15 protein-coding genes and 1 other RNA gene are annotated in these 16,877 nt (G+C 29.1%); 1 reads left to right on the top strand and 15 read right to left on the bottom strand.

Annotated elements, in window-relative coordinates; translation table 11 throughout:
* Positions 1-191: 191 nt before the first annotated feature.
* The 4 genes from RYO54_RS08795 to ndk form a co-directional block, all read right to left on the bottom strand.
* Positions 192-344, bottom strand: a complete 153-nt coding sequence (locus RYO54_RS08795) for a hypothetical protein (protein WP_315117652.1) — start codon at positions 342-344, stop codon at positions 192-194.
* An 18-nt stretch (positions 345-362) separates the two neighbouring features.
* Complete coding sequence (locus RYO54_RS08790; protein WP_399549258.1) at positions 363-488, bottom strand: CPC_1213 family protein; 126 nt, start codon at positions 486-488, stop codon at positions 363-365.
* Between the two features lie 72 nt (positions 489-560).
* On the bottom strand, positions 561-707 hold the full coding sequence (locus tag RYO54_RS08785; RefSeq protein WP_315117647.1) for a hypothetical protein: 147 nt from the start codon (positions 705-707) through the stop codon (positions 561-563).
* Positions 708-726: 19 nt separating this feature from the next.
* Entirely contained in the window at positions 727-1,134 is a 408-nt protein-coding gene (gene ndk / locus RYO54_RS08780; RefSeq protein WP_315117645.1) for a nucleoside-diphosphate kinase, read from the bottom strand.
* Positions 1,135-1,362: 228 nt separating this feature from the next.
* On the opposite strand from ndk, the gene brnQ reads away from it, so the two are divergent.
* The gene (gene brnQ, locus RYO54_RS08775; protein WP_315117642.1) at positions 1,363-2,643 is read left to right on the top strand and encodes a branched-chain amino acid transport system II carrier protein; all 1,281 of its coding nucleotides are present in this window, start codon (positions 1,363-1,365) and stop codon (positions 2,641-2,643) included.
* A 60-nt stretch (positions 2,644-2,703) separates the two neighbouring features.
* Here brnQ and ssrS read toward each other — a convergent pair.
* From ssrS to RYO54_RS08720, 11 genes are all read right to left on the bottom strand, one after another.
* Positions 2,704-2,886: non-coding RNA, 6S RNA (ssrS, locus tag RYO54_RS08770), on the bottom strand.
* A 62-nt stretch (positions 2,887-2,948) separates the two neighbouring features.
* Entirely contained in the window at positions 2,949-4,739 is a 1,791-nt protein-coding gene (gene aspS / locus RYO54_RS08765) for an aspartate--tRNA ligase (RefSeq protein WP_315117639.1), read from the bottom strand.
* A 31-nt stretch (positions 4,740-4,770) separates the two neighbouring features.
* Positions 4,771-6,195, bottom strand: coding sequence for a coproporphyrinogen III oxidase (locus RYO54_RS08760; RefSeq protein ID WP_315117637.1), 1,425 nt, complete (start codon positions 6,193-6,195; stop codon positions 4,771-4,773).
* Between the two features lie 23 nt (positions 6,196-6,218).
* A complete protein-coding gene (locus RYO54_RS08755) occupies positions 6,219-6,824 on the bottom strand; it encodes an MBL fold metallo-hydrolase (protein WP_315117635.1) in 606 nt (201 codons plus the stop codon).
* 18 nt (positions 6,825-6,842) lie between these two features.
* Positions 6,843-7,292, bottom strand: coding sequence for a D-aminoacyl-tRNA deacylase (dtd, locus tag RYO54_RS08750; RefSeq protein ID WP_315117632.1), 450 nt, complete (start codon positions 7,290-7,292; stop codon positions 6,843-6,845).
* 11 nt (positions 7,293-7,303) lie between these two features.
* Positions 7,304-9,493 (bottom strand): bifunctional (p)ppGpp synthetase/guanosine-3',5'-bis(diphosphate) 3'-pyrophosphohydrolase, encoded by a 2,190-nt coding sequence (locus tag RYO54_RS08745; protein WP_315117630.1) that lies wholly within the window; start codon positions 9,491-9,493, stop codon positions 7,304-7,306.
* Positions 9,494-9,592: 99 nt separating this feature from the next.
* On the bottom strand, positions 9,593-10,201 hold the full coding sequence (locus tag RYO54_RS08740) for a TetR/AcrR family transcriptional regulator (RefSeq protein ID WP_315117627.1): 609 nt from the start codon (positions 10,199-10,201) through the stop codon (positions 9,593-9,595).
* A 153-nt stretch (positions 10,202-10,354) separates the two neighbouring features.
* Entirely contained in the window at positions 10,355-13,069 is a 2,715-nt protein-coding gene (locus RYO54_RS08735; protein ID WP_315117624.1) for a hypothetical protein, read from the bottom strand.
* Positions 13,070-13,089: 20 nt separating this feature from the next.
* Positions 13,090-15,162, bottom strand: coding sequence for an MMPL family transporter (locus tag RYO54_RS08730; RefSeq protein WP_315117622.1), 2,073 nt, complete (start codon positions 15,160-15,162; stop codon positions 13,090-13,092).
* Positions 15,163-15,354: 192 nt separating this feature from the next.
* Positions 15,355-15,873 (bottom strand): adenine phosphoribosyltransferase, encoded by a 519-nt coding sequence (locus tag RYO54_RS08725; RefSeq protein ID WP_315117620.1) that lies wholly within the window; start codon positions 15,871-15,873, stop codon positions 15,355-15,357.
* A 30-nt stretch (positions 15,874-15,903) separates the two neighbouring features.
* A complete protein-coding gene (locus tag RYO54_RS08720) occupies positions 15,904-16,752 on the bottom strand; it encodes a DHH family phosphoesterase (protein WP_315117619.1) in 849 nt (282 codons plus the stop codon).
* Between the last annotated feature and the right edge of the window lie 125 nt (positions 16,753-16,877).

Below are 16,877 nucleotides of genomic sequence, written 5' to 3'. Positions count from 1 at the left end.
CTATCTCCTCTTAAAAATTCTTGCATTAAAAAAGCTATTAATAGTTTTACCCATTAATAGCTTTTTTACCCTTAATTATGAAGATAATTATTAAATTCTATTTATTTCTGAAAAATTTTAAACAATACATTAAATGATTTTCGTTCTATATAAAATAAGATTACGATAATTTGTATCGTAATCTTATTTAACTACAAAAACTTTTTTGTTATTTCATTTTTTTGTACTCTTTTAATGTCTTTTTCTCTCAATCCCGTTTCGTTTCTTATTTCATCCATTGTCTTTCCATCTATAAGCATTTCTTTAGCTCTCATCTTTAATTTTTCAATGTTTTCTTCTGACATATAATTTCCTCTCCTTATTTATTCTTCATCCTTAGCCTTTGGATCTCCAAATACCGCTCTAGAGCTTTCTTCTTGAGGATTATGTTTTATAGTCTTCTTTCTAAACTTTCCATCAGATTTTCTATTATTCTTAGTACTCTTCATTTTGTGAACCATAAAAACAACTCCTTTCCATTTTATTTTCTCACGGTCAAGGAGTTTTATACTAGTACTATGCTAGTTAAATCTTCTAGTTTCTGGAAGATGAATTACATCTCCAATTTCAGGATAATTTAAAAATTTTAATAATATTTGTATAATCACCTTGTCTTCTCTTCTACAGAATACATATTTATCATCTACATCCTCAATTATCGCTTTCATATTAATCCCCTCAAATCTATTATTCTATTTCAGGAAACCAAATTTTTCTTTCCCTTTCGGCGCTTATTTCACTATCGGATGAATGTACAAGGTTTCTTTGTTTAGTTGAAGCATACATCCCTCTAATACTTCCCATTTCTGCTTGAAGCGGATCTGTAGCTCCATTTATTTTTCTAACAAATTTTATTGCATTTTCTCCTTCAATTAACATAGCAATAATTGGCCCTTCCATTAAGTACTCAATTAATTCTTTATAATAATCTTTTTCTTTATGTTCAATATAATGTTCTTCTATAGTATTTATATTTCCTTCAATCATTTTTAAACCTGTAACTTTTAGATTTTTTCTTTCATAGAAACTTATTATTTCTCCAATTAAGTTTCTTTTTACTCCATCAGGTTTTATTAATACTAAAGTTTTCTCCATAAATACACATCATCTCCAATATTAGATAAATACTATTATATTTTATTTCCATTTAGTAATAAATATTAACCATAATTTATCAATTTATTCATTATACCAAATGTAATAGTAAAATAATATATCAAAATGCCAAAGGTAATAGTAAAATAATATATTAAACGCTTTGTGATGGAATTATTTCATGATATAATAGTCTAAAATCAAAATTTAAGTGTAAAGGAGATATCTATGAACAAATCAACTAGAGATGCATTCGTAATTGGACTAGCACTTTTTGCAATGTTTTTCGGATCAGGAAATTTAATATTTCCACCTTATCTAGGTAAGCTAGTAGGAAATAGCTATCCTTTAGCTATTATAGGTTTTCTGATGACTGGTGTAGGGCTACCATTGTTAGGGATACTAGCATGTGCTAAAATTGGGGGCACATTTAGGGAAATCTCCTTAAAAGTAGGTAACTTATTCTCAATTATTGCAACCACGGCCATCGTATTAGCAATAGGCCCAATGCTTGCAATTCCTAGAACAGCAGCTACCACTTTTGAACTTAGTATCCAACCAATTTTCCCAAACTTTCCTATATTACCTGCAATAGTAATATATTTTATTATTAATTTAGCTTTTGTCATTAAACCTTCTTCAATTGTAGATACTATAGGTAAAATATTGACACCTGTACTGTTATTATTACTTACTATAATTATTATAAAGGGTATCATAACTCCTATAGACCCAATAGTAAATACAGGTTTTAAAAATGTTTTTTCTAATTCTTTAATTGAAGGATATCAGACAATGGATGCTATGGCATCAGTAATATTTGCTTCTATTGTTATATCAACTGTTAAAGCTAAAGGATATACTGAAACTTCAGATGTTATAAAAATGACTTCTATATCAGGGATAGTTGCAGTTATTGGCTTAGGATTTGTGTATGGTGGTTTGATGTATATAGGTAGTCAAACTTCTTCAATATTTCCAGAAAGTATAACTAAAACCGCTTTGGTAACAGAAATAGTAAATAAATTATTAGGTTATTCCGGAAATATAATACTAGCCTTAGCTGTTGGACTAGCCTGTTTAACTACCTCTATTGGACTTACATCCTCCGCATCCTCATTTTTCGAGAAGATATCCAATGGGAAACTATCTTATAAGTTTAATGCTATAGTAATTTCTATTACAAGCATAATAATTGCATCAATGGGTGTAGATACAATAGTTTCATTAGCTGTTCCAATACTACAAATACTTTATCCTATAGTTATCGTATTGGTTATAATGACATTACTAGGTGTGAAAAACAATATGGTTATACGTGTAACTACCTATGTATCACTTTTTATTAGCATATGTGATAACCTTAAATATTTAGGGTTAAATATAGAATTTATAAATAATGCTATTGAATTAATACCTTTATCAAATCTAGGATTTGTTTGGGTTGTGCCAAGTATATTGACATTTATAATATCATATTTACTTTTAAAATTAAAAGCTAATGCTTAATGCATTAGCTTTTTTAATTTAATCCTATATAATATATTATTGAAATCAATATTTACAAAATTAGTCCCCACCATGCCGCCGAAATAGGTTATGTTTGAACCTGCATTTGCAGGTGGGCATCTCCTTTTTGTTTCCCTGTTCTTAAATAGAATTTAAGCATCAAATCTGCAAAAAGAGTCCGATTCCCTTTAGTCTATGTGTTGGCTCAATATAAACCTACTCTAACGAACACAGCAGGAACTATTCTTCAATTTAATTATATTATACTACATTTTTTTAATTTTTTATTATATTTTATATATTTTTTATTCTTCGCCCTTTAAATTAATCATTAAACCCAATTCATTTAATTGAGTTTCATCAACGTTACTTGGTGCCTCTGTCATTGGACAAAAAGCATTTTGATTTTTAGGGAAAGCTATAACATCTTTAATATTATCAGTTCCGCTTAAGAACATTACCATTCTATCAAGTCCAAATGCCAATCCTCCATGTGGTGGCGGACCATATTTAAATGCTTCTAGCAGGAATCCAAATCTTTCCCAAGCTTTTTCTTGAGTAAATCCTAACACTTTAAACATTCTTTCCTGTAAGTTACTATCGTGTATCCTTATGCTTCCTCCACCTAACTCTTCTCCGTTTAATACCATATCATAAGCTTTTGCTCTTACCTTACCTGGATCTGTATCTAGATATTGTATATCCTCATCCATAGGTGATGTAAATGGATGATGTTCTGCTTCCCATCTACCTTCTTCTTCATTATATGAAACTAATGGGAATTCGGTTATCCATGCAAATCTAAATTCTTTATTTTCTTTTAATAAATCTAATTCTTTAGCTAAATGCAATCTTAACTGGCCTAAGCTTGTTAAAACAACTTTTTCTTTTACATCAGATACGATTAAGATTAGATCTCCTACTTTTGCATCCATCTTATGTATTATAGCTTTCAATTCTTCATCCGTTAAGAATTTAGCAATTGGTGATTTTATTTCATCTTCTTTATATGCTATCCACGCTAATCCTTTTGCCTTAAATCCTTTTACAAACTCAGTTAACTTATCAAGTTGTTTTCTTCCCATATCAGCACAATTTTCTGCCTTAATGGCACTTATAGTCCCACCATTTTCTACCACATCTTTAAATACTTTAAATTCGGTATTCTTTACTTCATCTGTTATACTCTCTATTTCCATTCCAAATCTTAAATCTGGTTTATCACTTCCATACTTACTCATAGCTATTCTATATGGTATTCTTTCAAATGGTATTTTTACATCCACATCTAAAACTTGTTTAAATACATGCTGTATCAGCTTTTCATTCATATCTATTACATCATCTACTTCTACAAAGGACATTTCTATATCTACTTGAGTAAATTCAGGCTGTCTATTTGCTCTTAAATCCTCATCTCTAAAGCACTTAACTATTTGGAAATATCTATCAAATCCTGACACCATCAATAACTGTTTAAATAATTGTGGTGACTGTGGTAATGCATAAAAATCTCCTGGATAGTTTCTACTAGGAACCAAATAATCTCTTGCTCCTTCTGGTGTGCTTTTTGTAAGCATTGGAGTTTCAACTTCTAAAAACCCTTGAGAATCCATAAAATCTCTAACAGCTTTAGCAGTCTTATGTCTAATCATAAATCTTTTTTGCATGTCAGATCTTCTTAAATCTAAATATCTATATTTTAATCTTATATTTTCTGAAGCATCTAAATCCTCTTTTATATATATAGGAGGAGTTTCTGATTCGGATAATATTTTTATTTCCTCTCCTTTAAGTTCTATCATTCCTGTTGGAAGGTTATTATTAGGAGATTCTCTTCTAACAACTTTACCTTTTACAGATATACAGTATTCAGATCTTACTGTATCTGCTTTTTCGAAAGCTTCTTTATTTATTTCTTCTCCAAATACTACTTGAAGGATACCTGTTCTATCTCTTAAATCTATAAATATTAGTCCTCCAAGATTTCTCTTTCTTTGCACCCATCCCATAACTATGTGGTCATTATTCACATTTTCTTCTCTTAATTCACCACACATTATAGTTCTTTTAAGTCCATTCAACGCTTCGCCCATTGCTTTTCCTCCTCTTTATAAGCCTGTAAAGTTAGTATAGCTTATTTAATTCTGTTATTTTTTTATTGATCATCTCATCAATTCTATTGTTATATTCCAATACATCTTTTACATTAGGTACTCTTTCTATTTTATTCAGCTCTAAATATATAACCTTAGTTATGGCATCTGCTCCTAGAGCTATAATAGTTTGTCTTTCCTCAATCATCTGTATATTATATATACATTCCTTACCCTTTAAGGAATAACCTACATTTTCCATATTCCATACCATATTTTTTTGCCTGTACATATAGTATGGATTCATATCTAAACTTTTTGATAACTTAAAGGTCTCTTCATGCATTTTATTTAATTCATTTTGTTCTATATCTCTTAGATATTCTTCTAGTTTTTCATATAATTTAGATCCTTTTTTAAAAGACATACCATGAACTGTTATACTATCTGGCTTTAAATTATATATTTCCTTACATGTATTTCTTACATGAGATAGTCTTTCACCTGGCAATCCTACAATTATGTCCATATTTATATTTTCGAATCCCATATCTCGTGCCATTCTATATTTATCTTTAATATCCTCTACAGAATGATTTCTGCCTATAAGTTTTAAGGTATCATTGTTCATAGTTTGTGGGTTTATACTTATTCTTGTTACACCATACTTCTTCATAGTAGAAAATTTATGCATTGATAAACTATCAGGCCTTCCGCACTCAACAGTAAATTCATGTACATTATTATTACCATGTATAAAACTATTATATATGGTTTCCATAATTTTCTCAAACTCTTCATCTTTTACAGAAGTAGGAGTGCCCCCACCAAAATACACTGTTTCTATAATTAATTCTTTTTCTTTAACAAATCTGCTTATTTCTTCTATCTCTTTAGTTAAAGCATTCAGATATTCTTCAACTAAATTCTTGCAACTTACTATTGGATTTGAAGTAAACGAACAATATAAGCATCTCGTAGGACAGAAAGGCATGCCTATGTAAATGCTTATTTTTCTCTTATCATTATTAACCATTTTACTTTCTATCTTCGCTACTTCAATACATAGTTTAGCCTTTTCTTCTTCAACTATATAATGTTCCTTATAATAATCTATAATTTCTTTTTCGCTTTTTCCCTCTTTTAATAGGGCTAATGCAATTTTACTAGGTCGTATCCCTACAAGAGTTCCCCATGGAATTTTCTTTCCTGTTCTCTTCTCTAAAAAAATGTAACTGCTCTGTTTTACTTCTTGTTTAATATTTGCCTCTTTATTTATATTAAAACTCTCTATACCATCCTTATCCTCTATTAATATTGAATTTTCTCCTATATGGATTTTATAATCCGCAGAGGTGGTATTAAAATTCAATTGGTTTAAAGGAAAAAACAAACTAAAAATTTGGTATACATCATATCTATATTTCAAATTATTTAACTCTATTGCAATTGCCATATTATCTACTTTCTTTCATAATTTTATAAAAATGGATTATACATCTTCTCATGATCTACTCTACTTTCATTGCCGTGTCCTGGAAGAAGTATTGTTTCATTAGGAAGGTTTAACAATTTATTTTTAATGCTCTCTATCAATACATTAAAATCTCCACCTTCAAAATCTGTTCTTCCTATGGAACCTTCAAAAAGAGTGTCTCCTGTAAATACTATATTTTTAAGTAAAAAACACATTCCACCTTGAGAATGACCTGGTGTCTCTATACAATTTATTTTAATATCTCCTATTTGAAATTGATCTCCATCCTTTAAATGTATATCAGCTTTTCCAAATTTATTCTTATCCCCAAAAACATAACCGCCATTTTCTATAGCCTTTTCATCTTTTTCGTTTATTCCAACTAAAGCATTAGTCAATTCCTTTAGTTCACTCACAGCGCCTGTGTGATCAAGATGACCATGGGTTAAAAATATATATTTTACTTTTCCACCCATTTTCTTTATCTCATTATTTATTAAGGAAGCTTCTGCACCTGGATCTATCACCATAGTTTCTTTAGTCTCATCATCCATAACTATATAACAGTTAGCAGCATATGATCCAACGGGCAATCTATTAATTTTCATTTAATTCACTCCTATAATTTAAAATGTTTTTTTACTATCTAATAATATAGTTACAGGTCCATCATTTACTATAGTAACTTTCATATCCGCTCCAAACTCCCCTGTTTCCACATTATCTAAGACTTCCTTACACTGCTTAATAAATTCCTCATATATGAATTTTGCTTCTTCTCCACCTAGAGCTTCAGTGAAACTAGGTCTTTTCCCCTTTCTAACATCCCCGTATAAAGTAAACTGAGAAATTACTAGTAGCTCTCCTCCTACATCTAGTAAAGATTTGTTCATTTTGCATTCTTCATCTTCAAAAATTCTTAAATTTACTATCTTATCTTTTAAATAAATTACATCTTTAATAGTGTCTTCTTTACATATGCCTAAGAGAACATTTAACCCTTTATCTATACTTCCTATTACTTTTCCATCAATTTCTACATTAGACATTTTAACTCTCTGAATAACAGCTCTCAAGTTTATCACCTCTAATTTTTAGTTCTATACACATCGTTAACACCTCTTAATTTTTTAATCTTTTTCATTAAATCTTTAAGGTGCTCAATATTAGGTATTTTTAATTTAATATTTATTATAGCACAAGTACCTCTTATTGGTTTTGCATTTATAGCATGGAGATTTGTCTTTGTTTGGATAATTATATCCATAATCTCTGCTAGTAAACCATCTCTATCATCTGCTTTTACTTGAATTTCTGTTACGTAAGCTCCTGCTTTTGATTCTCCCCAACTTACTTCTACAATCTTATTTTCTACATCTTCCACTAAGTTTGCTAAGTTTGCACAATCTTTTCTATGGATAGAAACTCCTCTTCCCTTTGTTATATAACCTACTATTTCATCTCCTGGTACCGGGTTGCAACATTTTGAAAATCTCACCAATAAATTGCTGACACCTTTAACAATTATTGCTGGCGAAGAAGTATTTTTCTTATTATGTTTGTTTTGATTTCCTTTTGAATTCTTATTATTTATATTATTTAATATTTCTTCATTTGTGAGTTGTACTTTATTACCCTTCTCATAAGCTTCTTTTATTTTTGCAACTATGCTTGAAGGAGATATATCTCCCATACCTGCTGCAGCATAAACTTCTTCCACTGAATTAAAACTATATTTCTTTAATATAATATTTAATATATCTCCCTTTGCTATTTCACCAAAGTTGTAACCCTGTTTTTTTGCCTCTTTTTCTAGAAGTTCCTTTCCTTTGCTTACATGTTCTTCTCTCTTCGCCTTTTTAAACCAAGCCTTTATTTTACTTTTGGCTTGATTACTCTTTGCAATATTAATCCATTCAATGGTAGGCCCTTTAGATGAATTAGATGTTATTATCTCTACTATTTCACCAGTTTTTAAATGGTAATCAAGAGGTACCATCTTATTGTTAACTTTTGCTCCTACACACTTATTCCCTACATCTGTATGAATCTTATATGCAAAATCTATAGGAGTTGATTCACTAGGAAGGTTTATTACATTACCTTTTGGTGTGAATACAAATACCTCATCTGAAAATAAATCTATTTTAAAACCTTCCATAAACTCTTCTGCATCAGAGGTTTCTCTTTGCCATTCAAGTATTTCTCTAAGCCAAGAAAGCTTTAAATCCATGTTATTTTCATTTACTTTTCCCTCTTTATATTTCCAATGGGCTGCAATACCATATTCTGCTGTCCTATGCATCTCTTCTGTTCTTATTTGTATTTCAAAGGGTTTTCCTTGTGGACCTATTACGGTTGAATGAAGTGATTGATACATATTTGGCTTAGGCATAGCAATGTAATCCTTAAACCTACCTGGTATTGGTTTATACATAGTATGAACTATTCCTAATACTGCGTAGCAATCCCTTACAGTATCTACAAGTATTCTTACTGCGGTCAAATCAAATACCTGCTCTAGGGTTTTATTTTGATTAACCATTTTTCTAAATATACTATAGAAATGTTTTGGCCTACCTTCAATACTAGACTTAATACCAGCCTTCTGTAGATTATCTGATAATTCATTTATTATCATCTCTGTGTAGGCTTCTCTTTCCACTCTTTTTTCCGCTATTTTTTTTACTAAATCATAGTATTCTTCTGAATTTATATATCTAAAAGCTAAATCCTCTAATTCCCACTTTATTTTAGATATTCCCAATCTATGAGCTAATGGTGCGTATATATCAAAAGTTTCCTTAGATTTTTCCTTTTGTTTTCCTGCAGGCATATATTTTAAAGTTCTCATATTATGAAGTCTATCTGCAAGTTTAATCAATATAACTCTAACGTCTTTAGCCATAGCCAAAAGCATTTTCCTTACATTATCAACCTGTTGTTCTTCTTTTGTTTTATATTTTATCTTACCTAATTTAGTTACACCTTCAACTAAATCAGCAACTTCTTTACTAAATTCTCTTTCTACGTCCTCATATGTACATATTGTATCTTCAATAACATCATGCAAAAGGCCAGCCACAATAGTGCTGGTATCCATACCCATTTCCGCCAATATACATGATACTTCAAGAGGGTGAGTAATATATGGCTCACCTGACTCCCTTTTTTGCTCACCATGAGCATCATAGGCAAAATTATATGCTTTTTTTACTAATTCTTTATCTACATTTATGCAGTTTTTTTCTATCCTATCCATTAATTTTTCAAGCATATTTTACTCCCCTAAAATCAATGGCTGGTCTTAATAACCAGCCATTATTTTTTATTAACATTATATAATATTTTGTAGAAACATGCAATTTATATTTTACTAAGACACCATCTTCTCAATGATTCCAAATAGATACGGTTTCATAATATCTATACTATATGGTTCTTCTAAAATAATAGAGCTATAGCAAATGGAACTGGTAAGTTCTATAATCATAAAAAGTTTAATTTCAAATTCTTTTTCATCTATATTTTCTTTTATCATAATATCTTTTGAAAGCTTCATAATTTCTTTCATTTCTTCATGCTGATTAACATTAGCTATGGCTTTTCTATAAAGTCCCCATGAGAGGTTTTTATGTATTATTTTTAATAATTTTTTGTTTACTTTAAAGTATTCAATAATATAATCCGTAAATATTATTATCCCTTCCGAAAAGCTTTTATCATTAATATTCAAAGTATGATTTAATGCCTCTTTTAATATATGAGCGCTCTTTTTTAATATGATTTTATCTATAATATCATATTTATTTTTGAAGTAAAGATAGAAAGTCCCTTTTGCTACTCCTGCATTTTTAACTATATCATCAATAGAAGTATCATTGATCCCTTTATCAGAAAACAATTCAAAGGCAGACTCATAAAGTTTAACTTCTTTTTTTACTGTGCTCTTCTTTTTTTTAATATCATTTTCTTCTTTAGTCATACTAATATAATTCCTCCTTATGGGAAAATATATGCAATTAGGTAATATATTATATACTATTATTGATTAGAAACCTTATTTAGTCAATATTGAATATAAATTGAACCCCTACGTATTCTAGTTACATAGGAGTTCAATTCACTTTATTTTAACTTAAGCGAGCAGGTCTTTAAACCATTGAAGAATTCCCTTTTTTTCTTCTTCAATTACTAGCTTCTTTTCTTTTTTTATCTCTGGAGCTTTTATGGAATCAGTTCTCATTATAAATTTAACATTGCCTTCCATATCCTCTCCTATTCCAGTATGAGTTCCATATCTATCTGACATTTCATATAGTTTATCTTTAACCTTTATCATTCTATCCATGTCTTCAATTTCTAAACCTAATTCAGAATTTATTTTTCCCTCTCCCTCTTCTTTAAACTTCAATACTCCTGAGTACAACTCTTCACTTCCTTTAAAGAGGTTGCTACTTCCTTCAATCAAAGGATTTACTCCTTTGTCAATTAAAGATTCCATTCCTTTGTTTAGATTATATGAACCTTCGTATAATTTTTCTATTCCATCATTCAAAGTAGGAATTTGATCTAACATTTTATTAGCTTTATTTATATTTTCTTCTTTTAAAGAATCTTTAACTAGCTCTAATATCTTCTCATTGTTTTTTAAATCCTGTTGCATAATAGTAAGTTCTTTTAGCATTTTTGGTGCAGCTTTAATATCATTGTTTACATCATCTGGTAGAGATTTTTGGAGCTTTCCTAATTCAGGTATTAATTTATTCAAATCTGCTTGTAGCACCTTTACCTTTTCTAAAGTTTTTGCTGATGCAGGATCATTCATACCATCTAGAAGCTTCTTTATTTGGTTTAAACTATCCTTATTTTTATCTAAATCATCTTTAATATTTATAAATTTCTTCATAAATCCTTGCATATTAGTTATATTCTTTTCGCTGAACACTTCATTTATATTTTTTATAACATTTTTACCTTCTGGTGATGATACTTCCTCTTTTAGTTTTCCTAATTGATCTATTGTACTATTTATATAGGAAATATTATTCTCATTTAATACTGAATTTAACTCACCAATACTTTTTTCATTATCCTTAAATTGTTTTTGTAAATCACCTAGTGAATTTAATTCCTTTGATAAATATGAAATTTTATCTTGAGAATTCTTAAGCTTTTTATCAGTTTCATCTACAGTATTATGGTATCCTTTCAATAATTCCTTAGCTTTAATTTTTTCTTCTTTTGACAATTTATCATTAGAATCAATTATACTCTCTAAGAATTTAACATTTTCTTCTTTTCTTAATTGTTCAGTTTGAGAATGATACGCATCAGCGGTATTTATTTCCTCCTTCAATATATTATTTATTGAATTTAAATCAAGATTTTTTACCTTTTCTCCGCTACTCATTATAGTTTTTAATGAATTTAAATTTTCATTACTTAAACCATTTTTTATAGTGGCAAGTCTATTGCTATCAAACTCTTCTATAAATCCTGAAAATTTATTAACACTATTATTGATCTTAGGTGCATCATTTAATAGATCATTATATTTTTTTAGTGTATTTCCATCTATGTTACTTATCCCCTCTAATCCTGATATAAAAGAACCTATATTTTTAATTCCATCATCTTTGGATAAAATATTTAATCCTGTATATAGAGGATGATTTAATATTTCACTCTCATCTATATTTTTAAAATCTTTACATGTTTTATTAAACAAAGCTATATTTTCAGCGGTTAAAACTTTCATAGCGCCTTGTAGTGAATTTATGTCCATATCCTTAGCTTTGAAAGCATGGTCCATTAGCTTTCTTTCTTCTTCTACATTTTTAGGATCTCTTATCAATGATATTTTATCTGGATTTTGATGTAGTTCTTCTTTTATTTTTTCAGTTCCTTCTTTCATTTTGCCTATACCATCACTCAGTTGTTCAGATCCATTTTTTGCAGATACCATGGAAGATTTAAAATCTATAAGCCCTTTGTTTAGACCTCCACTACCATCTTTTATTTTTAATGTTCCATCTATTATTTTATTAGATGCATCTTTTAATTCTTTTATTGCATCGTCAAAATCTCCTATATTTTTAGCTTCTTTAAGGGACTTTATTTCTGGCAATTTAGGAGTAGCTGTTATTAATATTGGAGACATTTTAAAGTTCTCAACATCACACTCTATCTCTACATTGTTTGGTATATTTAAATTTTTATTTTCTATATTAAAATTCTCTTTAAGTCCTGGCAAAGATACGAAGTTTATTATATTGTTATTTCCTTCTGATATCATAGTACCTTCATTGCTCTTGATATTCTTAAAGTTTTCAAGTGGTAAAGTTACCACTGTCAATACTGTTATAGGTGCATATATCTTGTCATATTTTCCATTGATATTTTCCATATGCATGCTTGTATTTACATATTCTATTTTAATTTTCAATTTTCCTGACTTACCTGCAATTTCTTTTGGATTTACTTCCTTATCATCTAAATAATATTTTATCTTAATTTCTAGAGGTAACTCTTTATTGGTAGTCCCTTGATAGAATATATCCTTACCTTCCATTTTCCAAGTTAAATTCTCTCCATTTTTATCAAAGTCTTCTTCACCTTTTATATTTTTTATACCATCTAATCCTGATTTATCTTTTACTTCTATACTTTGTCCATTTCCTCTTAACCAATCAGTAACTACTTGATTCTCTACATCTCCTTTTTCAGAAAGATTTACATATACAGATTCATCCTTTATTATCATTTCTTTAGCACTTACTACATTAGGAGCTAACATAGTTCCCATTAATACAAAACAAACTAAATTTTTTGATAAACTTTTCTTATTCATACTACATCTTCTCCTTTATATTAATTAGATTGTACCCACCCTTTTGTGGTTTTCTTTATTATCCCTTCGCATACTAGCAATATAGATGGAAGGATAAAAATAATAACAATCATGCTTATAATTGCACCTCTAGCCATCATAATACATAGAGTTCTTATTATAGATAAATTTGATATTATTCCTACACCAGCTGTAGCGCCGAAGAAAGCTAAAGCACTTGTCACAATAGATTTTGCAGATTCCTTTACTGCCTTCTCCATTGCAGTAAATTTATCCAATCCATTTCCCATCTCCTCTTTAAACCTTGAAGTCAATAATATTGCATAATCAACGGTTGCTCCTAACTGAATACACCCTATTACTATAGAAGCTACGAAAGGTACTGTTGTTCCCATGTAAAAAGACATACTCATATTTACGAGTATTGCAAGTTCTATAGCAAGAACTAATATAATAGGTATACTTATTGACTTAAACACCAATAAAATAATAGCAAATATTGCTCCTATAGATATTAAACTTGAACTCTTAAAATCCTTATCTGCTATCATAACTAAATCTTTAGTCAATACACCTTCACCTGTTATCATAGATTCCTTATCATAGCTTTTCACTATTGAGTTTATATCTTCTATTTGTTTATTCTCCTCATCTGTAGCCGCCTTATATTTTGAGTTTACTAAAATTAAATTGTAACCATCTTTTTTAAAGGTTTCTCTAATATTGTCTGGTATAAAGCTTTCTGGTATAGCTTCTCCCATAAATTTGTTATAACCTAATACCTTATCTATACCTTCTACTTCTTCAATTTCTTTTATCATTTTCTCCATATTGTGAGCTGGAACATTATCATGAACTACAATAAAATGAGTAGTAGTCATGTTATAATCTTCTTTTAATTTATTTGTAGCTATTATTGATGGTAAATCTTTTGGTAAAGAGCTATCCAAGTTATAATATACTTTCAAATTATTGTTACCATATAAAGCAGGTATAAAAGCTATTAAAAAGATCCAAATAAAAGTCTTATATTTTTGTGATACTATTTTTGATACTTTATTAAATTCAGGAAGTATTGTCTTATGACAGTATTTATGAATTTGCTTATCAAAAGTTAGTATAAGCGCTGGTAGTATTGTAATGGTAGACAATACACCTAATACTACACCTTTAGCCATTACAAGACCTATATCTTTACCTAAACTTAACTTCATTGAACACAAAGCTAAAAATCCAGCTATAGTAGTGAGTGAACTCCCTGATATAGATACTATAGTATTGGATATTGCCTCAGCCATAGCTTCATATCTGTTTTCCATCTTCTTCTTTTCTTCCTCATATCTGTGAAGTAAAAATATGGAATAATCCATTGTTACTCCAAGCTGTAATACTGCTGCTATGGATTTAGTTATATATGATACTTGTTTTAAAAATATATTAGTTCCCATATTAAATACTATGGCAAAACCCATGCTTATTAAAAATATTGCTGGAATTAATGTGGATTCCATGGTTAATACTAGGACTACAACGGATAATATAACTGCAATTAATACATACATGGGCGTTTCCTTATCCGATAAGTCTTTAGTATCCTTCACTATGGCAGACATGCCACTTAAAAAACACTGCTCATTTGTAATTTTTCTTATGGTTCCTATAGCTTTTTGTGTCACTTCTGATGAAGCAGACTCATTATACTTTATAATTAACATAGTTGAACTTTCGCTATAAAAAACATTTTTTATTTCATCAGGTAGTATATCTTTAGGTACACTTTCATCTAAAATATCACTTATCCATATTACGGTGTCTACACCTTCTATTTCTGATATTTCCTCTTTAAGCTTTAAAACATCCTTTGACTCCATATCTTCTATTATGAGCATAGAACTGGCAGCATTAGAGAATGTTTTATCCAATACTTCTTGTCCTTTCATAGAATCTAATTCTTGTGGAAGATATTCAAGCATATCGTAGTTTATTTTAGTTTTGGCCATTCCAATAAAGGATGGAATTAATAATAATACTGATAATATAATAACTAAAACTCTATGCTTAACTATAAAATCTCCAAATTTTTTCACAGCCATCCTCTCCTTAATTTTATTTTATGACTAACAGTCATTTCATACTTTGTTATTATATACACTTACTGACTAATAGTCAATATCTTTTTCATATACATTTTGTTAAGAAAAATTGAACTTTTTTTTAACAAAAAAAAAATAGCCATTGATATTAAACCTATCAATGGCTGTTTTTATATAGTTTTTATATAATTTTTATATATTATATTGTATAAGAGATTCCATACTATATTTCTTTAATTTATCTCTTCCATTCAAATCAGTTAGTTCAATAACAAAATTAATTGAAGCTACTTCTCCACCTAAGTTTTCAACCATTTTTGCCACTGATTCAATAGTTCCACCTGTAGCAAGTAAATCATCTACAATTGCTATCCTCTGTCCTGGTTTTATAGCATCTTTATGCATTTCTAAAACGTCACTTCCATATTCAAGTTCATAGGTACTAGATATGGTTTCACAAGGTAACTTTCCTTTTTTTCTAACAGGTACAAATCCTATTCCTAAGGTGTAGGCTAATGTAACTCCAAATAAAAATCCTCTAGCCTCTGGAGCAACTATTACATCAATGTTTTTATCTTTTAGACTATCCATCATTGAATCTATAGTAAACTTTAAAGCCTCACTATCTTGTAAGAGAGTGGTCACATCTTTAAAGCTTATTCCTTCCTTTGGAAATCCTTCAATTACTCTTATCTTTTCTTTTAAATTCATCATCTTTCCCCCTAGAATCGTATAATATTATTATTTATTACAAGCCCTACTACCCTTTACCTCATTTTTTAAATATTTAGCAATTTGCTCTGCTCTATCGCTATTAGATGTAGTAAGCAGTTCTACTGTAATTCTAGCATTATCCAACACCCTTGTATTGTTCCAAGAGGGTGCAACACTGTCTATGAGTTTATCTACATTAAGTATGTCTATATGTTTAATCTTATTTATCTTCATCAAAGCTCTTAGTCCATAATTATTTGTGTAGTTCATATGATATAACCCTTCGTCTATAATAGTTTTATTTTCCCCATCATAGGAAACTTTATTAGACTTGGTGCCTAACATAACTAAATCCAAATATTTACTAATGCTCTTCATCTGATAATATGATGATATCGCTTGAACAAGTTTGTATGCGACACCTACACTAGATAAATCTTTAAATGGATATATACAATCCCTTTGCTTAGGACTAACCACTATAGTATTTGGAATTTTATCATGACAATGATGATTATCAGTAATTATTACATCAACTCCTAATTGTTTACATAATTCTACCTGATAAAAAGAATTAATCCCACAACCAACTGTTATCATTAAATTAGTTCCTAAGAATTTTACATGATTTTTTATTATATCTGTTTTTATGTCAAAGTTATCATCGTCTCCATCTGATATAAAATACTCTACATCTGCATTTAAATATTTTAAAACCAAAAAAAGCAATGAAACTGCTGATATTCCATCTAAATCACAACATCCATATACTATTATTTTTTCCCTCTCATTTACAGCTTTAATTATTCTTATTAAAGCTTCATTCATATCTTTTAATAAAAAGGGATTATGAAAAGAATAACCTCTATTCTCCATAGCTAAGTCCTCCAAAAAAATAAAAAGCATATATATTATAATTTAAAATATACTTTTTTACAAATATTTTATACATATTTTATTGAAAATAGTAAACCAGAGCACAGTTTCGCTCTGGTTTTTAG

It is taken from the genome of uncultured Clostridium sp., assembly GCF_963515715.1.
GTDB lineage: Bacteria > Bacillota > Clostridia > Clostridiales > Clostridiaceae > Clostridium_AW.
The sequence above is the reverse complement of the archived record's forward strand: the minus strand, read 5'-3'. Positions and strand labels throughout refer to the sequence as shown.

Excerpts from the sequence above, each read along its gene's own strand:
- RYO54_RS08795 (WP_315117652.1), bottom strand. The coding sequence starts at position 344 with ATGTCAGAAGAAAACATTGAAAAATTAAAGATGAGAGCTAAAGAAATG.
- RYO54_RS08790 (WP_399549258.1), bottom strand. The coding sequence starts at position 488 with ATGAAGAGTACTAAGAATAATAGAAAATCTGATGGAAAGTTTAGAAAG.
- RYO54_RS08785 (WP_315117647.1), bottom strand. The coding sequence starts at position 707 with ATGAAAGCGATAATTGAGGATGTAGATGATAAATATGTATTCTGTAGA.
- ndk (WP_315117645.1), bottom strand. The coding sequence starts at position 1,134 with ATGGAGAAAACTTTAGTATTAATAAAACCTGATGGAGTAAAAAGAAAC.
- brnQ (WP_315117642.1), top strand. The coding sequence starts at position 1,363 with ATGAACAAATCAACTAGAGATGCATTCGTAATTGGACTAGCACTTTTT.
- aspS (WP_315117639.1), bottom strand. The coding sequence starts at position 4,739 with ATGGGCGAAGCGTTGAATGGACTTAAAAGAACTATAATGTGTGGTGAA.
- RYO54_RS08760 (WP_315117637.1), bottom strand. The coding sequence starts at position 6,195 with ATGGCAATTGCAATAGAGTTAAATAATTTGAAATATAGATATGATGTA.
- RYO54_RS08755 (WP_315117635.1), bottom strand. The coding sequence starts at position 6,824 with ATGAAAATTAATAGATTGCCCGTTGGATCATATGCTGCTAACTGTTAT.
- RYO54_RS08745 (WP_315117630.1), bottom strand. The coding sequence starts at position 9,493 with ATGCTTGAAAAATTAATGGATAGGATAGAAAAAAACTGCATAAATGTA.
- RYO54_RS08740 (WP_315117627.1), bottom strand. The coding sequence starts at position 10,201 with ATGACTAAAGAAGAAAATGATATTAAAAAAAAGAAGAGCACAGTAAAA.
- RYO54_RS08735 (WP_315117624.1), bottom strand. The coding sequence starts at position 13,069 with ATGAATAAGAAAAGTTTATCAAAAAATTTAGTTTGTTTTGTATTAATG.
- RYO54_RS08730 (WP_315117622.1), bottom strand. The coding sequence starts at position 15,162 with ATGGCTGTGAAAAAATTTGGAGATTTTATAGTTAAGCATAGAGTTTTA.
- RYO54_RS08725 (WP_315117620.1), bottom strand. The coding sequence starts at position 15,873 with ATGAATTTAAAAGAAAAGATAAGAGTAATTGAAGGATTTCCAAAGGAA.
- RYO54_RS08720 (WP_315117619.1), bottom strand. The coding sequence starts at position 16,752 with ATGGAGAATAGAGGTTATTCTTTTCATAATCCCTTTTTATTAAAAGAT.